Here is a 15,848-nt window from a genome sequence, read left to right as displayed (position 1 = left end):
TGGACGATCAGGGCGAGCAGGGCGGACGGAGCCGTTCCTACGGTGACACGTGCCTTCGTCTGCCCCGCAGCCCGAGCCCCGTCCCTCCGCCGCCTCCTCCGTGCCGCACCCCGCGGACCGGCCCGCCGCCCGCAAGGACCCCGGCCCGGGGCCCGTCCTCCCCGGCGGTCGGGAGGCCGGCGGGGAGAAGGCCCGGCCGGGCATCCTCCTCAAACACGCCGCCCGCAGGCGCCCGGACCACAAGCGACCAGGATCAGGGCGACCGGGCTCCGAGCAGCCGGGCCCCGCACATGCATGCCCTGAGCAGCAGGGCCCCGAGCAGGCGCAACCCGCCCGCCCCGACCGCGGGGAACCGGACGGCGGATCCGGATCGTCCGCCCGCACGCCCCGGCTGGCCGGCCTGGACGGGCTGCGCGCGCTCGCCGTCACCGCCGTCGTGGCCTACCACGTGGACCCGGGCCGGCTGCCCGGCGGCTACCTCGGGGTGGACGTCTTCTTCGGCATCAGCGGCTTCCTGATCACCCATCTGCTGGTCGCCGAGCACCGGACGGAGGGCAGGATCGCCCTCGGCGGGTTCTGGCGCCGCCGCGCGCTGCGCCTGCTGCCCGAACTGCTGCTGGTGCTGGCCGCGTGCGCGGCGACCGCACGGCTGACCGCCGGACGCGGCACCGGCATCGGCGACGGGCTGCGCGGCGACACCCTCGCCTCGCTGGCCTTCGTCGACAACTGGTGGCAGATCCACCAGGGCGCCGACTACTTCCACCACTTCGGCAGCCCGCCACTCCTCCAGCACCTGTGGTCGCTGAGCGTGGAGGAGCAGTTCTACCTGGTCTGGCCGCTGCTGCTGGCCGCGTTCCTGCGGCTGGCCCGGGGTCGCCGCCGACCGGTGGCGACCGCGGCGGCCGCGCTGCTCGCCGCGGGCGGCGCGGCCGTGTCGCTGGGGCGGATGCACACGCTCGGGCCGGGCATCACCGGCGGCTCCCGGGCGTACTTCGGCACCGACTCGCACTGCGGCGCCCTGCTCGCGGGCTGCGCCGCCGCCCTGGTGCTGCCCGCGCTGGCCCGGGGCGCCGACCGGCTGCCGCACCGCGGCTGCGCCGCCGTGCTCGCCGCGTTCGCCGTACTGGCCGGCTTCGCCGTGCTCGGCCCCGGCAACGGCGTGATGTACGGGTGGGGCTTCGCTGCGGTCGCGGCGGCGACCGCCGTGGTGTGCGCGGGGTGCGCGCTCGGGGTCCGGCCGCGGCTGCTGGACACCGCGCCACTGCGGCTGGTCGGCCGCCACTCGTACGGGCTGTACCTGTGGCACTGGCCGGTCGTGGTGACCGCGAACGCCCTGTGGCCGGAGACCTCCGCGACGGTGCGCGCGGTCGAACTCCTCGCGCCGCTGCCGCTGGCCGTCGCCGGGCGGCGGCTGGTACGGCGCCCGACCGCGCTCCTGCGGCAGCGGCCGGACCGTACCCGACCTCGGGGCGGCGTCCGGCGGGACGGAGCGCCGCACGGCCGGACGTCCCTGCGCCACCCCGCGCTGCCGGTGCTGGCCGGGGCGGTCGCGCTCGCGGCCGCCGCGGTGCTGGCCAGCCCGGCGTGGGCGCCCAGCGCGCTGGAGACCCAGTTGCGCGCCGGGGCGAAGTACGAGGCGACGCTCGCCGGGAAGGGCGGCGACGCCGGCGCCGGCGTGCCGGACGGCTCGTACGGCACCGCCGCCGACCCGGCCGCTCCCCCGGCCCCGGTCCCCGCGCCGCCCGCGGACGCCGGCCCGGCGCCGCAGACCTCCGCACCGTCGACCCCGTCCGCCCCGTCCACGCCCTCCGAACCGTCCGCGCAGGCACCGTCGGAGGCTCCCTCCCTCGCCCCCGGCAGCGTCGACGGGGGCGACATCACGATGATCGGCGACTCGATCACCCTGGGCTCCGCCGAGGACCTGCACCGCGTCCTGCCCGGCATCCGGCTCTACGCCCAGGTGGGGCGGATGATGGAGGAGGCGCCCGACATCTGCGCGCAACTCCTGGCCCAACACCGGCTGCGCGGGACCGTGGTGCTCGCGCTCGGCACCAACGCGACGTTCGGCCCGGACGACGTGGACCGGGTGCGCGCGGTGGTCGGCGACCGCCGGCTCGTCCTGACCACCGTGCGCGGCCCGTTCCCGTGGCAGGACGGCGTGAACAGCACGGTGCGCGCCTACCACGCCCGCCATCCCGAGGTGCTCCTCGACGACTGGTACACCACCGTGGCCTCCCACCTGGACCTGCTGTGGATCGACCACGTCCACCCGCGCGGCGGGGCCGGCACCAGCCTCTTCGCGTCCGGCCTCGCCGCGACCCTGACGGCCGGCGGGTCCTGACGGAACCCGACCGCGAACGCGGACGGAAGCAGGTGACGGACACTCACCTTGCCTCCACAGAAGTCGTGTTCGCGGTCCGGGCGCCCGTTCGGCCGGCCCCAGCCAGGTCGGCCGGTACCACTGGCCGATGCGCAGCGCCGGGCAGAACAAGATGCCGGGCGGCTCGCCGGCATCGGTGCTGTCGCGCACGGACGCGTTCGGCGCGACCGACGACGACCGGGCCGGCGCGCCGAAGAGCCTGGCCGACGCCAGGAAGCTGCTGCCGAACGGCACCGCGGGCGCCTCCGTGGACGGCGTGCCCGCCGGGAACCACCGGGCGGGCTTCCCGCAGCACGCGGCGCTCGGCTTCCTGCCGGAGAGCAGTCCCGCGCAGTGGCCGACCTCCACCACGCCGGAGTACGCGATCGACGACTTCGGCATCGCGCAACTGGCCGCCCGCCTCGGTGGCACGGCCGGCGAGAAGGCGCTCATGCCCCGGGCGCAGAACCGGCAGAAGGTCCGCGACCCGGTGTCGGGCACGGTCGTGCCGCGCAGCAGGACCGGTTTCGACCGCGCGGTCGACCTGTCGAAGGCCGGCAGCCAGTTCTGCGAGGCGAGCGGCGACCGGTTTCCGCGGGCGGCGGGGCCGGGCTCGGCGGCCCGTCAGGGCAGGCAGAAGCCGAGCACGCAGGTCGGGCTGCTGCTGGGGGTCGCTGTGGGGGCGGAGGGCGTGCCGCCGGTGGGTGAGGCGCTGCGCGGGCCGGACGGACCGGAGCTGGGGGTGGTGACGCTGCCGGACGCCGTGGTGCCCGGGGTACTGGGCGTGGCGGGGGCGCCGGAGGCGGAGGCGCCGGGGCCGGTGGCGGGCGGGACGGCGGCGGAGGTGCGGGGGCTTGCCGCGGTGGGGGCGTCGGCCGGCGGACTGGAGGCGGGGGTGGTGGCGCCGGGTGCCGGACCGCCGTGGGACGAGGGGCTGTCGGGGACGGAGGTGGCGGGCGGGGCCGAGGAGGAGCCGGCGGATATCACCGCCGCGACGGTGCCACCCCCGACGACCGCCAGCGCGGCGACGACCGCGGCGACCGTGCGGCGCGTCCTGCGGCGCGGCTCGTCGGCCGGTTCCTGCCCGGCGGCGGTCCGCGGGCCCCCGGCCGGGGCCGCCACGGCCGCCCGCTCGGGGGGAAGCTCCGCCTTCGCGACGTACGGCCCGGCCAGGGGGTGCGCGGCGGCGGACCCGTCGGCGGGCGGCGGCAGCGGTACGGCGGCGGGGAGGCGGCGCGTGTCGTCCTCGTCGGGGCCGCCCACGCCAGGGCCATCCGCATCCGGGCCGCCCACGCCGGGACCGTCCAGGGGCGGCAGGTCGACCGGTGACCGTCCGGCCGGGCCGCGCGGGTCGATGTCGGGCGCGTAGGCACCGCAACCCGGGCACATGAACGCACCGTTGAGGACACGGCGGCAGGTCGAGCAGTAGTCCATCCGCGGGATGTCCGAGTCGGTCGCGCCTCCCGGGCCGGTCGACGGTGTGCTCACTGGCCCCGCTCCTCCCTCCGGGCTCCCGTTTCCCATGGGCCGCAAGGCTAGTTCACGTCCGGCCCCGCCCCGGGCCCGGGGCGGATGCCCGCCTCCGGCGCTTCCCGCCCGCCCCTCCGTCACGGGCGGGTCGTTCCGCCGGCGGAGCGGGCGGCGCAACGAGGATGCGCCCCATGGTCACCAAGAGCTTCGCCGCGGCGTTCATCACCTTCTTCTCCGTCGTCGGGCCGCCGAAGGTGCTGCTGGCCTTCGCCCACCTCGCGCGGGCGCACGACCGGCGGCAACTGCGGCTGATCGCGCTGCTGTCGTCGGTCGTGGCGCTGGCGGTGGGCGCGCTCGCCGGGTTCACCGCGCCCTGGCTGCTGGAGCTGTTCCACATCTCGGCGCCCGCGCTCCAGGTGGCGGGCGGCATCATCTTCTTCCTCTACGCGATCAGCCTGGTGCTCGGGGTGCGACTGGGCCCGGACGGCCCGGACGACGACCGGCCCGACCTGGTGAGCGGGATCAGGGCGCTGCTGATGCCCTACGTGGTCAGCCCGCTCGCGCTGACCGCGATCCTCATCGAGGCGTCCGAGCGGGACTCGTGGACCTGGCGGGGCACCGTCGTCGGCGCGTACGACACGGTGATCGCGGTCGACCTCGCCTGCGTGCTCCTGCTCGCGCCCCTCCTGCGCAGGACGCACCACACCGTCATCGAACTGCTCAGCCGCCTGCTGGGGCTGCTGCTCGCCGCGGTCGGCGTCGATGTGGTGCTCGACGGGCTGTCCGCGCTGGGCGTGCCGGGGCTGGGCCGCGGCGGCCACTGACCGGCTCCCGCCGGGTGGCGGCTCCTCCTCCGCCCGTCGCCGGTCCTGTTCCGCCCGCCGCTACTCCTGCTGCCCCCGTTCCTACTCCTGCTCCTGCTCCTGCTCCTGCTCCTGCTCCTGCCGGCCTTAACCCTGCTGGTCCTGCTGCTCCTGGGCGAGGAGGTCGAACGCGACCGCGCCGTCCAGTGATTCGCGGATGATGTCGGCATGCCCGGCGTGCCGGGCCTGCTCGCCGATCAGGTTCAGCAGGATCCACCGCGCGCTGCGCTTCGCGTCCTTGGGGAACCACGGCGCCTCGGGGAGGGGGACCGCGACGTCGAGGGAGGGGAGGGCGGTCACTGCCGCGCGGGTGGCCTGTCCCTCCGCCTCGAGTTCGGCGAGGAGGTCGGACAGCCGTTCGCCGGGCAGCAGTTGGAATTCGTCGTTGCGGTCCCCCTCGCTCCCGGCCCACTCGGGCTGCGGGCCGCCGAGCAGAATGACCTGCACCCAGTGGTGCTCGCACCGCGCGGCGTGCTTGACCAGACCGCCGAGGGCCATCGTGCTGGGGCTGGGATGCGCGGCGGCCTGCTCGTCCGTGAGGCCCCGCGCCGCCCGGCGCAAGGCGCCCCGCTGCGCGTCCAGGAAAGCCAGCAGTGCGTCCCGCTCGTTGTTCTCCGCGTTCACCAGTATCGGCATGGTGTCCCACTTTCCTCGGCCCGTTTCCGGTTCCGTCCGTCTCGACGTTTCCGACTCTAGGAGTCGATGCGGTCAACTTCGGTCCGCGAGCGGCCACGGCAGCGGGGAGGCCCGGGTGGTGCGGGGGCGGCCGGGCGCGGCCAAGCCCACGGCTGGCGGGCACATCGCCCAAAACCCAGGCGTTCAGGACCCGTTGGCCGAGGCATGGTGGTGCGCCTGATACCGGTGGGGCTAAGGTCATGCTGCCCGAGCCCGCCACCGGACTGCGCACGTGGCCGGGGTCGGTACGCCGAGCGCTCCGACCGACCACCCTGGGGGTTCCCGTGGACGCAACCGCACTGCGCCGTCGCGCGACCGCGCTGATCATCGCCACCGCCGCGGCCACCGCGCTCGGCTCCGCCACGGCGCGTGCCGACGACTCGCCCGGAGGATGGGTGGCGGCGGGCAGTTCGACGGTGAACTCGGTGACCGGCGGCGAGGGCATCGCCACCAAGGCCGACGGCTCCCTGCTCACCCGGGGCCTGGGCTCGGTGCCGCTGCGGCTGCGGATCCAGGGCTGGAACCACGTCGGCGACCCGGACATCCTGAACGGCTACGTCTACGACGCCTACCAGGGCGGCGACGACGCCACCTCGAAACTCTTCGAGGTCACCACGCCGAGCGGGAAGTCCTACGACTACACCCACCCGCTGGACTCCGGCGAGCTGCTGAACAACTCCTTCGCCACCGTCTCCCCCGACGCCCAGTGGCTGGTGGAGGGCGAGTGGAACACCGAGAGCCGCCTCCAGGTCTTCCCCGCGCCGCTGACCAACCCGTCCACGCCGAGCACCGGCGGGACCCTTCCGCAGGCGGGGCAGATCACCCTCGACCGCAGTGTGGACGACATCCAGGGCTGCGACTTCGTCTCCGCCACCCGCCTGGTGTGCGACTCCGACGACGCCGCCAAGGACGTCGTGCAGGTGGACCTGCCGCACGCGCTGGACGGCAGCGCGGTCACCGGGCACGTCACCACCCTCTTCCAGCTCCCGCAGAGCAGCATCTGCTCGGGCACCTTCGAGTCCGAGGGCATCGACTACGACACGGCCGCCAAGCTGCTGCGCGTGGAGATCGTGCCGCCGAGCGTGTGCGAGGTCGCCACGACGATCTACGCCTACCGGCCCACGACCGGCTGACGCCTGCCGGGACGCCGGCCGTCACCTTCCACCCCCGGGGCCCGCCCGCCGCCGCGTCCGCGGCGACCGGCGGGCCCTCGGCACGCGGCGGCCGACCCTCGTGTCCCGATGGGACATATGTCTCACCGGGAAACATGTCCCGAGGGGACATCCGGGCGTACGGTCGAGGGCATGGACACCGTCGTACCAGGACAGCGCGGTTCCGCCGTGGAGGACCGGCGGCTGCTGCGGGCCCGCCGCACCCGCGAGGCACTGGCCACCGCCGCCGTCGAACTGATCCTGGAACGGGGTCTGGCCGCGACCACGGTGGAGGCCGTCGCCGAACGCGCGGACGTCACCCGCCGCACCTTCAGCCGGTACTTCACCGGCAAGGAGGACGCCGCCCTCGGCTTCGTCCGGGACGACGGCGAACGGATCAACGCGCTGCTGCGCGCCCGGCCCGCCGGCGAGCCTCCGCTGCTGGCCTACCGCCGGGCCGTCCGTGCCTGGCTGACCGACCCGCACACCCCGGCCCGGCACGTCCGCCCGCGGATGCGCCGGATCATCGCCCTCCTGGACTCCGAACCCACCCTGTTCGCGGCGTACGAGCGCATCCGCGTGGACGCCCAGGACGAGTCGGTCCGGATCGTGGCCGACCGGCTGGGCGCCGGCGACCCGCGCGACCTGCGCCCGGCCGTGGTCGTGGAGGCCGCGGCGGGCGTGCTGACCGCCGCGCTGCGCACCTGGGCCCACACCCCTGACGACCAGGTCGGCCCGGACGGTCCGGCCGCCGACCTGGCCGACCTGGTGGAACGCGCCTACGACGTCCTCTCCGACCAGGCCGCCGCGGCGGCCGCCCACCGCACCACCGAGGAACAACGCACCACCCGGGAACACCGCACCACCGAAGAACCACGCACTACCGATGAGTGAGACCACCATGAGCACCACCCCCAGCACCACCCCCAGCACCACCCCCTCCTCCGCCGAGTTCGCCGAGACCGCCGAGTTCGCCGGGCGCACCGCCCTGGTCACGGGTGCGGCGTCCGGTATCGGCCTGGCCACCGCCCGGCTGCTGGCCGCCGGCGGCGCCCGCGTCGTCATCGCGGACCACGACACCGCCGGCGCCGAGCGGGCCGCCGCCGAACTGACCGCCGAGGGGCGGTCGGCCGCGGCCACCACCCTGGACGTCACCGTGCCGGAGTCGGCCGAGGCGGCCGTCCGCTTCGCCACCGAGACCTTCGGCGGCCTCGACCTCGCCGTGAACAACGCCGGCATCGGCGGCCCGAGCGCGCCCACCGGCGCGTACGACATCGCCGCGTACGACCGGGTCATCCGCACCGACCTCGACGGCGTCTTCTACTGCCTGCGCCACGAACTGCCCGCCATCGAGGCGGCCGGCGGCGGCGCCGTCGTGAACGTCGCCTCCATCCTCGGGTCCGTCGGCTTCGCCGGCTCGCCCGCCTACGTGGCCGCCAAGCACGGCGTCGTGGGTCTGACCAAGGCCGCGGCGGCCGAGTACGCGGCCCGCGGCGTCCGGATCAACTCCGTCGGCCCCGGCTTCATCGAGACGCCGCTGCTGCGGCAGATGGACGAGCAGGCGCGGGCCGCGCTGATCGGGCTGCACCCGGCCGGCCGGCTGGGCCGCCCCGAGGAGGTCGCCGAGCTGATCGCGTTCCTGCTCTCGGACCGGGCCTCGTTCGTCACCGGCAGCTACCACCTGGTCGACGGCGCGTACACCGCCGTCTGAACCGCAGGAGAGGAGACCACCATGAAGGCCCTGCAATACCGCACCATCGGCGCCGCCCCCGAGGTGGTGACCGTTCCCGACCCCGAGCCCGGTCCCGGGCAGGTGCTCCTGAAGGTCACAGCCGCCGGCGTGTGCCACAGCGACATCGCCGTGATGAGCTGGCCGGCCGACGGCTTCCCGTACCCGCTGCCGCTCACCCTCGGCCACGAAGGCGTCGGCACCGTCGTCGCGCTCGGCGCGGGCGCCAACGGCGTGCGCGAGGGCGACGCCGTCGCGGTCTACGGCCCCTGGGGCTGCGGCCAGTGCGCCAAGTGCGCCGAGGGCAAGGAGAACTACTGCCTGCGCGCCGACGAGTTGGGCATCCGCCCGCCCGGACTCGGCGCGCCCGGCGCCATCGCCGAGTACCTGCTCGTGGACGACCCGCGCCACCTCCTGCCGCTGGACGGACTCGACCCGGTGGCGGCGGTGCCGCTGACCGACGCCGGCCTGACGCCGTACCACGCCGTCAAGCGGGCGCTGCCCAAGCTGGTTCCGGGCTCCACCGCCGTCGTCATCGGCACCGGCGGCCTCGGGCACACCGCGATCCAGTTGCTGCGGGCGCTGAGCCCGGCCCGGGTCGTGGCGCTCGACGTCAGCGAGGACAAGCTGCGGCTGGCGCGCGAGGTGGGCGCCCACGAGACGGTGCTCTCCGACGACGCCGCGCCCGCCGCCGTCCGCGAACTGACCGGCGGGCTGGGCGCGCAGGCGGTCTTCGACTTCGTCGGCGCGGCGCCGACCGTCCGCACCGCGGCGGCCGTGGCCGGGGTCGAGTCCGAGGTGGCCGTGGTCGGGATCGGCGGCGGCACGCTCCCGGTCGGGTTCGGCACGCTGCCGTTCGAGGCCGCGGCCTACGCCCCGTACTGGGGCAGCCGCGGCGAGCTCCAGGAGGTGCTGGCGCTGGCCCGGGCCGGTGCGGTCTCCGTCCACACCGAGACCTTCTCCCTCGACGAGGCACCGCGGGCGTACGAGCGGCTGCACGCCGGCACCGTCAACGGCCGCGCGGTCATCCTCCCCAACGGCTGACCGCTCCCCCGCGCCCTCAGGGCCGGTCGAGGAGCAACTGCCGGACGGGGTCGAGGAACACCCGGCCGCCGATCTCGATGGTGCCGTCGGCGCCGGGCGCGCAGAGGATCTGCGCGCCCGGCGCCTCGGTGACGTTCAGGGCCCGTTGCAGGTGGTGGGCGAGCAGGAGCGCGCCCGCCCCGGTCGGCCCGCCGCAGGGCCCGGCCCCGCTGCCGCGTTCGGCGCCGACGACCCGCCCGGCCGCCTCGTCGGACCACGCCCAGGCGTAGGAGCGCTCCCCCGCGTCCGCGGCCGGCAGCGCCCGGACCTGCTCCGGATCGGGGTACCGCCGCAGCACGCGCGGCGGCGCCCAGCCGGCGAGCACGGTGACCCAGCCGAACTCCCCGTCGTGGCGGGCGAACACGTCGCCGAGCGCCGGGACCTCCAGGATCTCCAGGTCCAGCAGCCAGGCCGCGCCGATCAGCGCGTGCGGGTCCGGCTCGACACCCCGCCCGGGCCGGTGCACCTCGACGGCGCCGCGCTCCGGGTCGTCCACGAACACGGTGTGCGGGCAGCCGAGCCGGCCGGCCAGTTCCTGGCGCGCGCGGGGGTCGGGGTACGGCCGGCCGTCGCGCACGACCGCGACCTCGCTGCCGTGGCGGCGGTCGGGACCGCACAGGACGCTGAGCACGTCGACGCGGGTACGGAGGGTCGGCACGGGAGCATTCAACCAGCCCGTGCCCCGCGGCGGTCGGCGGCGTCGGCGGACGCCGGCGGACGGGTCCGGGCAGGCCGGCCCGGGGGCGCACCTCCGCGCACGGGCGCCGGACCGCCCCGGAGTCGCTGCGGGGTGGCCCGGCGGCCCAAGCAACCTACACCAGAGTGTATTTGATGTGGCGTCAGGCGAAGGCGTCGACTCCGGTCAACTCGGCCGACACCGTCCACAGGCGGGCCGCCTGCTCCGGGTCGACCGCGTAGTCCTTGACGCCGGTGCGGGGGCCGCCGGGCACCGCCGGGGAGGCGATGTCGCAGTCCTCCAGGTAGACCCCGCCCATGCCGTCGAGTCGGGGCGAGGTGGCGGCGAACACCTGGGTGGCGGCGCCCTGTTCGGGCGTCTTGAAGCCGGCCGGGTTCAGCGGGTTGCCGTCCTCGTCGATCCAGCCGCGGTCGATCATCTCCTGCTGCGGCAGGTGGCGCTGGAGCGGGGTGAGGATGCCGCCGGGGTGCAGCGCGAAGGCGCGTACGCCCCGGTCGCGGGCGAGGGTGTCGAGGTGGCGGGCGAAGAGCACGTTGGCGGTCTTGGCCTGGCCGTACGCCTCCCACTTGTCGTAGTGCCCCTGGTCGAACTGGAGGTCGTCCCAGCGGATCGCGGACATGTGGTGGCCGGTCGAGGAGACCGCCACGACCCGGCCGCGGCCCCGCTCGATCGCCGGCCAGAGCCGGTTGACGAGAGCGAAGTGGCCGAGGTGGTTGGTGGCGAACTGCGCCTCCCAGCCCGGCCCCACCCGGGTCTCGGGGCAGGCCATGACGGCGGCGCTGTTGATGGTGAGGTGGATGTCGCGGCCGGTGGCGAGGAAGCGCTCGGCGAACTTCTCGACGCTGCCGAGGTCGGCCAGGTCCAGTTCCTCCAGCTCGACGCCGTCGATCCCGGCCAGCGCCTCCTGCGCGGCCGCGGGGCGGCGGGCCGGCACGACGACGTGGGCGCCGGCCGCGGCGAGCGCGCGGGTGGTCTCCAGGCCGAGCCCGGAGTAGCCGCCGGTGACGACCGCGAGCTTCCCCGTCAGGTCGATCCCGCGCAGGACCTCGGCCGCGGTGCTCTCGGCGCCGAATCCGGATGCGATGGGCTGCTGTGGTGTGGTCATGCGACCGAGGCTAGGAGTTGGAGTGCACTTCAAGGCAAATGGCCGTGCGGCGGGCGCGGCGGTCGGGCGAGCACCGCGGTGGCCACGTAGGAGGCCACGACCGCCACGATCACCAGCGGCATCACCGTCAGGCCCTCCCTGCCGAGCAGGAGGGTGGCCAGCAGGACGGAGGTGAGCGGCAACCGCAGCACCGCGACGGCCATCGCCCCCATGCCGGTCGCGAACCCGGCGACCAGCGGCAGGCCGGGCAGATGCGACATCAGCACCCCGCCGGCCGCGCCGACGAACAGCGACGGGAAGATCGGACCGCCCCGGAAGGCGCTCAGCGAGGCCGCGTACGCCAGTGCCTTGCACGCAAGGAGCAGCAAGAGGGTGCCGGTCGAGTAGGTCGCCGCGTCGGCCAGCAGCGGGCCCATGGAGTCCTGCCCGGAGTACAGCACCTCGGTGGCGGACTTGTCCGAGCCCTGCGCGTAGGCGACGGCCAGACCCGCGACGACCAGTCCGAGCAGCACGGTCAGCGGCAGCCGGCGGCCCTCGACGCGGTGGCGCAGGCGGCGGGCGAGCCACATGATCCCCGCCGCGAGCAGGGCCGCGGCCAGCCCGATCAGCAGCGCCCAGCCGAACTCGGCGGCGGTCGGGTCGTCCGCCCTCGGCACGTGCGGCAGCTTGAGGGAGTACGTGCCCAGGCCCGTCCAGGACCCCATGCCGACGAAGATCAGCGCACCGACCCCGGACGCGAGCAGGCCCGGCACCAGCACCGGGCCGAGCATCGGGCCGCCCAGCCCGGCCGCCTCCATCAGCAGGAACGCGCCCAGCAGCGGCGAGCCCAGCAGCGAACTGACCGCGGCGAAGCTGCCGGTGGCGCCGAGCACCGCGTAGGTCCGCTCGGGCAGGCCGGGGCGCAGCAGCCGGACCGACCCGGCGGCCAGCCCGCCGCCCAGCGCGATCAGCGGCGCCTCGGGGCCGAGCACCGCGCCGAAGGCGAGCGTGGCGAGTGCGGCGAGCAGGACGCCCGGCAGCGCGGCCAGCCCGGGCGTGCCGCGGGCGGAGAACCCGTCGGTCGGCTCGTGGCCGCCGTGGCCGGGCAGGTGGCGCACGAACAGCGCGGTCAGCAGCCCGCCGACCGCGAGCAGCGGCAGCGGCCACCAGGACGGGGTGGCGCCGAAGCCGAGCGAGCGGGGCAGGTCGTGGTAGAGCAGCGGTTCGAGCTTCGCGGTGAGCGCCAGGTATCCGAACGCGGCGGCCGACACCGGCACGCCGAGCAGGACCGCGCACACCAGCAGGCCGAGGTAGCCCCGGCTGCGCAGCAGCGCGTCCGGGTCCGCGGCCGGGCCGTCGCCGGCCGCGCCGCCTGTTCCCCGGGCCGGGCCCGGGCCCGGCGTGCCCGCCGCTCCTTCCGCCCCGGACGCCATGGCCCGCCTCCTCGCCCCCGCCGCGCCCACCTGCTCCGACCCGCCGAGCCAACCAGGGCAGACCGAGCCGCCCGGCCGCCGACACCGGCGGGGTCACCCGGCGGGGCGGCGGGTGCGGGCCGAATGCCGCAAGGCGCCCGCGCCGCGCCCGGCCCCGGCCGCCCTTCCGCCGGCGCGCCACGGCCGCCCCCGGGCACGCTCGGTGACCGATCCGGCGCCCACCGTCCGCTACGGTGAGGTGCGTGACAGCTCACGCCGGACCCCGGTGCCTGGTGACCGGGGCGACCGGCTACATCGGCGGCCGGCTCGTCCCCCAACTCCTCGACGCCGGGTACGCGGTGCGGTGCCTGGCCCGCACCCCGGTCAAGCTGCGCGACCACCCGTGGGCGGACCGGGTCGAGATCGCCGCCGGCGACGTGCTGGACCGCGAGGCGGTGGGCGCGGCGCTGCGGGACGTCGAGGTGGCGTACTACCTGGTGCACGCGCTCGGCTCCGGCTCCGGGTTCGAGCACACCGACCGCCGGGCGGCGCGGATCTTCGCCGAGCAGGCGCGGATCGCCGGGGTGCGGCGGATCGTCTACCTGGGCGGACTGACCCCGCAGGGTGTGCCGACCGGCGAGCTCTCACCGCACCTGCGCTCGCGCGCCGAGGTCGGCGAGATCCTGCTGGCGTCCGGGGTGCCGACCACGGTGCTGCGCGCGGCGGTGATCCTCGGCTCCGGCTCCGCGTCGTTCGAGATGCTGCGCTACCTCACCGAGCGGCTGCCGGCGATGGTGACGCCGAGCTGGGTGCGCACCCGGCTGCAACCGATCGGCATCCGGGACGTGCTGCGCTACCTGGTGGGCAGCGCCGCCATGCCGCCCGAGGTGAACCGGGCCTTCGACATCGGCGGCACCGGCGTGGTGACGTACCGGGACATGATGCGGCGGTACGCGGAGGTGGCCGGGCTGCCGCGGCGGGTGATCGTGCCGGTGCCGGTGCTGACACCGCGGCTGTCCAGCCACTGGGTCGGGCTGGTCACGCCGGTCCCGGCCGGCGTGGCGCGCCCGCTCGCGGAGTCGCTGCGCCACGAGGTGGTCTGCCACGAGCACGACATCGCCCGCTACGTGCCCGACCCGCCCGGCGGCCCGCTCGACGTCGACTCCGCGCTGCGGCTGGCGCTGCAACGGGTGCGGGACGCGGAGGTGACCACGCGCTGGTCGTCGGCCTCGGTGCCGGGCGCGCCGAGCGACCCGCTGCCGACCGACCCCGACTGGGCCGGCGGCAGCCTCTACACCGACGTGCGCGAGGCCCGGGTGGACGCCTCGCCGGCCGGCCTGTGGCGGGTGATCGAGGGCGTCGGCGGCGAGCACGGCTGGTACTCCTTCCCGCTGGCGTGGGCGGTACGCGGCTGGCTTGACCGGCTGGTGGGCGGGGTCGGGCTGCGGCGCGGCCGGCGCGACGCGCAACGGCTGCGGGTCGGCGACTCGCTGGACTTCTGGCGCGTCGAGGAGATCGAGCGGGGCCGGCTGCTGCGGCTGCGCGCCGAGATGCGGCTGCCCGGACCGGCCTGGCTGGAGATGTGCGCCGGCACCGACGCCGAGGGCCGCACCCGCTACCGCCAGCGCGCCGTCTTCCAGCCGCACGGCCTGTTCGGGCACCTGTACTGGTGGTCCGTCTCGCCGTTCCACGCCGTGGTCTTCGGCGGGATGGCCCGCAACATCGCGCGGGCGGCCGCCCGCGCGGACGGGGCCGGGGACGCGTCCGGAGGAGGGGCCGGGGACGGCTCCCCCGCACCGGCGGGCACCGGCCGCTCCCCGAAGGGAGGCCGCGCCGTATGAGCCGGTCCACCGCCTCCGGCGCCGCGTCGGGTCCGCGGCCGCCGCGCCGCGCCGTGGTGCTGTTCACCTCGGACCTCCGGGTGCACGACCACCCGCCGCTGCGGGCCGCGCTGGAGGGCGCGCAGGAGGTGGTGCCGCTGTTCGTGCGCGATCCGGCGGTGGACGCGGCCGGGTTCGCCGCGCCCAACCGGCGGGCGTTCCTGGCGGACTGCCTGGCCGCGCTGGACGCGGGGCTGCGCGAGCGCGGCGGGCGGCTGGTGCTGCGGGAGGGCGGGACGGTCGCCGAGGTCCGCGCGGTGGCACGGGAGACGGAGGCGGCCGACGTCCATGTGGCGGCGGGTTGCAGCGGCTTCGCGCTGCGCCGCGAGGAGCGGCTGCGGCACGCGCTGGGCGAGGACGGGCGGACCCTGCACGTCCACGACGCGGTGGTCACCGCGGTCCCGCCGGGCCGGATCACCCCGCAGAACTCCGGGCACTTCGCGGTGTTCACCCCGTACTTCCGGCGCTGGCGGCAGGAGGGGCTGCGCGATCCGCTGCCGGCGCCGCGGACCGTGCGGGTGCCGGAGGCGGTGCGTTCGGCCCGGATCGAGCCGCGCTCGGCGGTCCGCGGGGTGTCGCCGGACCTGGCCGCGGGCGGTGAGGAGGAGGCCCGGCGGCTGCTGTCCGCGTGGCTGCGGCGCGGCGTCGAGGCGTACGACGAGCGCCACGACGACATGCCCGGCGACGCGACGTCACGGCTGTCACCGCACCTGCACTTCGGCACGCTGTCCCCGGTCGAGGCGGTACGGCGGGCGCTGGCGAAGGGCGGGGACGGCGCGGAGGCGTTCGTCCGCCAGGTGTGCTGGCGCGACTTCAACTACCAGTTGCTGGCGGTCCGCCCGGCCGTGGCATCGGCCGACTACCGTACGCGGCAGGACCGTTGGCGCACCGGGGCGGGAGCGGAGGCCGACGCGGAGGCGTGGCGGCAGGGCCGGACCGGCTACCCGGTGGTGGACGCGGCGATGCGGCAGTTGCGGGCCGAGGGGTGGATGCACAACCGGGGCCGGCTGCTGACGGCGAGCTTCCTCACCAAGACGCTCTACGTGGACTGGCGGGTCGGCGCGCGGCACTTCCTCGACCTGCTCGTCGACGGGGACATCGCGAACAACCAGTTGAACTGGCAGTGGGTGGCGGGCACCGGCACCGACTCGCGCCCCAACCGCGTGCTCAACCCGCTGCTCCAGGCGAAGCGCTACGACCCGGACGGCGACTACGTGCGCCGCTGGGTGCCGGAGCTGGCGAAGGTGGCGGGTGCGGCCGTGCACGAGCCGTGGAAGCTGCCGGAGCGGGAGCGCGCGGCGTGCGGGGACTACCCGGAGCCGATCGTGCAGCTCGCCGACGGGCTGGCCCGCTTCCGCCGGGCGCGCGACCTGGATTAGGGCCTGTCCGTCCGGATCTCCGCGGCGCGGCGAGGAGCGGCGGGCGGGCGTACTGGTGGCGTGCGG

Annotated in this window: 13 protein-coding genes and 1 pseudogene; 9 read left to right on the top strand and 5 right to left on the bottom strand. The window is 76.1% G+C overall.

Annotated features, from left to right (window positions below; translation table 11 throughout):
* The first annotated feature begins 49 nt into the window (after positions 1–49).
* Together RVR_RS32215 and RVR_RS39230 are read left to right on the top strand one after the other, a co-directional pair.
* On the top strand, positions 50–2,341 hold the full coding sequence (locus tag RVR_RS32215) for an acyltransferase family protein (RefSeq protein ID WP_202237443.1): 2,292 nt from the start codon (positions 50–52) through the stop codon (positions 2,339–2,341).
* A gap of 127 nt (positions 2,342–2,468) precedes the next feature.
* Positions 2,469–2,927: pseudogene (locus RVR_RS39230) on the top strand (glycoside hydrolase domain-containing protein); the annotation flags it as partial.
* 56 nt (positions 2,928–2,983) lie between these two features.
* Here the strand turns inward: RVR_RS39230 and RVR_RS39225 are convergent.
* Positions 2,984–3,748, bottom strand: coding sequence for a hypothetical protein (locus RVR_RS39225; protein WP_430393256.1), 765 nt, complete (start codon positions 3,746–3,748; stop codon positions 2,984–2,986).
* A 272-nt stretch (positions 3,749–4,020) separates the two neighbouring features.
* Between RVR_RS39225 and RVR_RS32205 the strand changes: the two genes are divergently transcribed.
* Positions 4,021–4,653, top strand: coding sequence for a MarC family protein (locus tag RVR_RS32205; RefSeq protein WP_202237439.1), 633 nt, complete (start codon positions 4,021–4,023; stop codon positions 4,651–4,653).
* A gap of 126 nt (positions 4,654–4,779) precedes the next feature.
* On the opposite strand, the gene RVR_RS32200 is transcribed toward RVR_RS32205, so the two are convergent.
* On the bottom strand, positions 4,780–5,328 hold the full coding sequence (locus tag RVR_RS32200) for a DinB family protein (protein ID WP_202237437.1): 549 nt from the start codon (positions 5,326–5,328) through the stop codon (positions 4,780–4,782).
* A gap of 323 nt (positions 5,329–5,651) precedes the next feature.
* Between RVR_RS32200 and RVR_RS32195 the strand changes: the two genes are divergently transcribed.
* The 4 genes from RVR_RS32195 (at position 5,652) to RVR_RS32180 (ending at position 9,291) form a co-directional block, all read left to right on the top strand.
* Positions 5,652–6,500 (top strand): hypothetical protein, encoded by an 849-nt coding sequence (locus tag RVR_RS32195; protein ID WP_237405091.1) that lies wholly within the window; start codon positions 5,652–5,654, stop codon positions 6,498–6,500.
* A 171-nt stretch (positions 6,501–6,671) separates the two neighbouring features.
* Positions 6,672–7,412, top strand: coding sequence for a TetR family transcriptional regulator (locus tag RVR_RS32190; protein WP_202237435.1), 741 nt, complete (start codon positions 6,672–6,674; stop codon positions 7,410–7,412).
* A 7-nt stretch (positions 7,413–7,419) separates the two neighbouring features.
* Positions 7,420–8,229, top strand: a complete 810-nt coding sequence (locus tag RVR_RS32185; RefSeq protein WP_202239490.1) for an SDR family NAD(P)-dependent oxidoreductase — start codon at positions 7,420–7,422, stop codon at positions 8,227–8,229.
* A 21-nt stretch (positions 8,230–8,250) separates the two neighbouring features.
* A complete protein-coding gene (locus RVR_RS32180; protein ID WP_202237433.1) occupies positions 8,251–9,291 on the top strand; it encodes an NAD(P)-dependent alcohol dehydrogenase in 1,041 nt (346 codons plus the stop codon).
* 16 nt (positions 9,292–9,307) lie between these two features.
* Here RVR_RS32180 and RVR_RS32175 read toward each other — a convergent pair whose 3' ends face one another.
* From RVR_RS32175 to RVR_RS32165, 3 genes are all read right to left on the bottom strand, one after another.
* Positions 9,308–9,988: a PhzF family phenazine biosynthesis protein gene (locus RVR_RS32175; protein WP_202237431.1), complete on the bottom strand. Its 681-nt coding sequence runs from the start codon at positions 9,986–9,988 to the stop codon at positions 9,308–9,310.
* Positions 9,989–10,169: 181 nt separating this feature from the next.
* Positions 10,170–11,132: an SDR family NAD(P)-dependent oxidoreductase gene (locus RVR_RS32170; RefSeq protein WP_202237429.1), complete on the bottom strand. Its 963-nt coding sequence runs from the start codon at positions 11,130–11,132 to the stop codon at positions 10,170–10,172.
* 29 nt (positions 11,133–11,161) lie between these two features.
* A complete protein-coding gene (locus tag RVR_RS32165; RefSeq protein ID WP_202237427.1) occupies positions 11,162–12,544 on the bottom strand; it encodes a chloride channel protein in 1,383 nt (460 codons plus the stop codon).
* 242 nt (positions 12,545–12,786) lie between these two features.
* On the opposite strand from RVR_RS32165, the gene RVR_RS32160 reads away from it, so the two are divergent.
* Both RVR_RS32160 and RVR_RS32155 read left to right on the top strand, forming a co-directional pair.
* On the top strand, positions 12,787–14,364 hold the full coding sequence (locus RVR_RS32160) for an SDR family oxidoreductase (protein ID WP_237405090.1): 1,578 nt from the start codon (positions 12,787–12,789) through the stop codon (positions 14,362–14,364).
* The gene (locus tag RVR_RS32155; protein ID WP_202237423.1) at positions 14,361–15,782 is read left to right on the top strand and encodes a cryptochrome/photolyase family protein; all 1,422 of its coding nucleotides are present in this window, start codon (positions 14,361–14,363) and stop codon (positions 15,780–15,782) included. Before RVR_RS32160 ends, RVR_RS32155 begins: the two co-directional genes overlap by 4 nt.
* Positions 15,783–15,848 lie beyond the last annotated feature (66 nt).

The sequence above is a fragment of the Streptomyces sp. SN-593 genome, assembly GCF_016756395.1.
GTDB lineage: Bacteria > Actinomycetota > Actinomycetes > Streptomycetales > Streptomycetaceae > Actinacidiphila > Actinacidiphila reveromycinica.
This window is presented reverse-complemented; position numbering and strand designations above follow the sequence as displayed.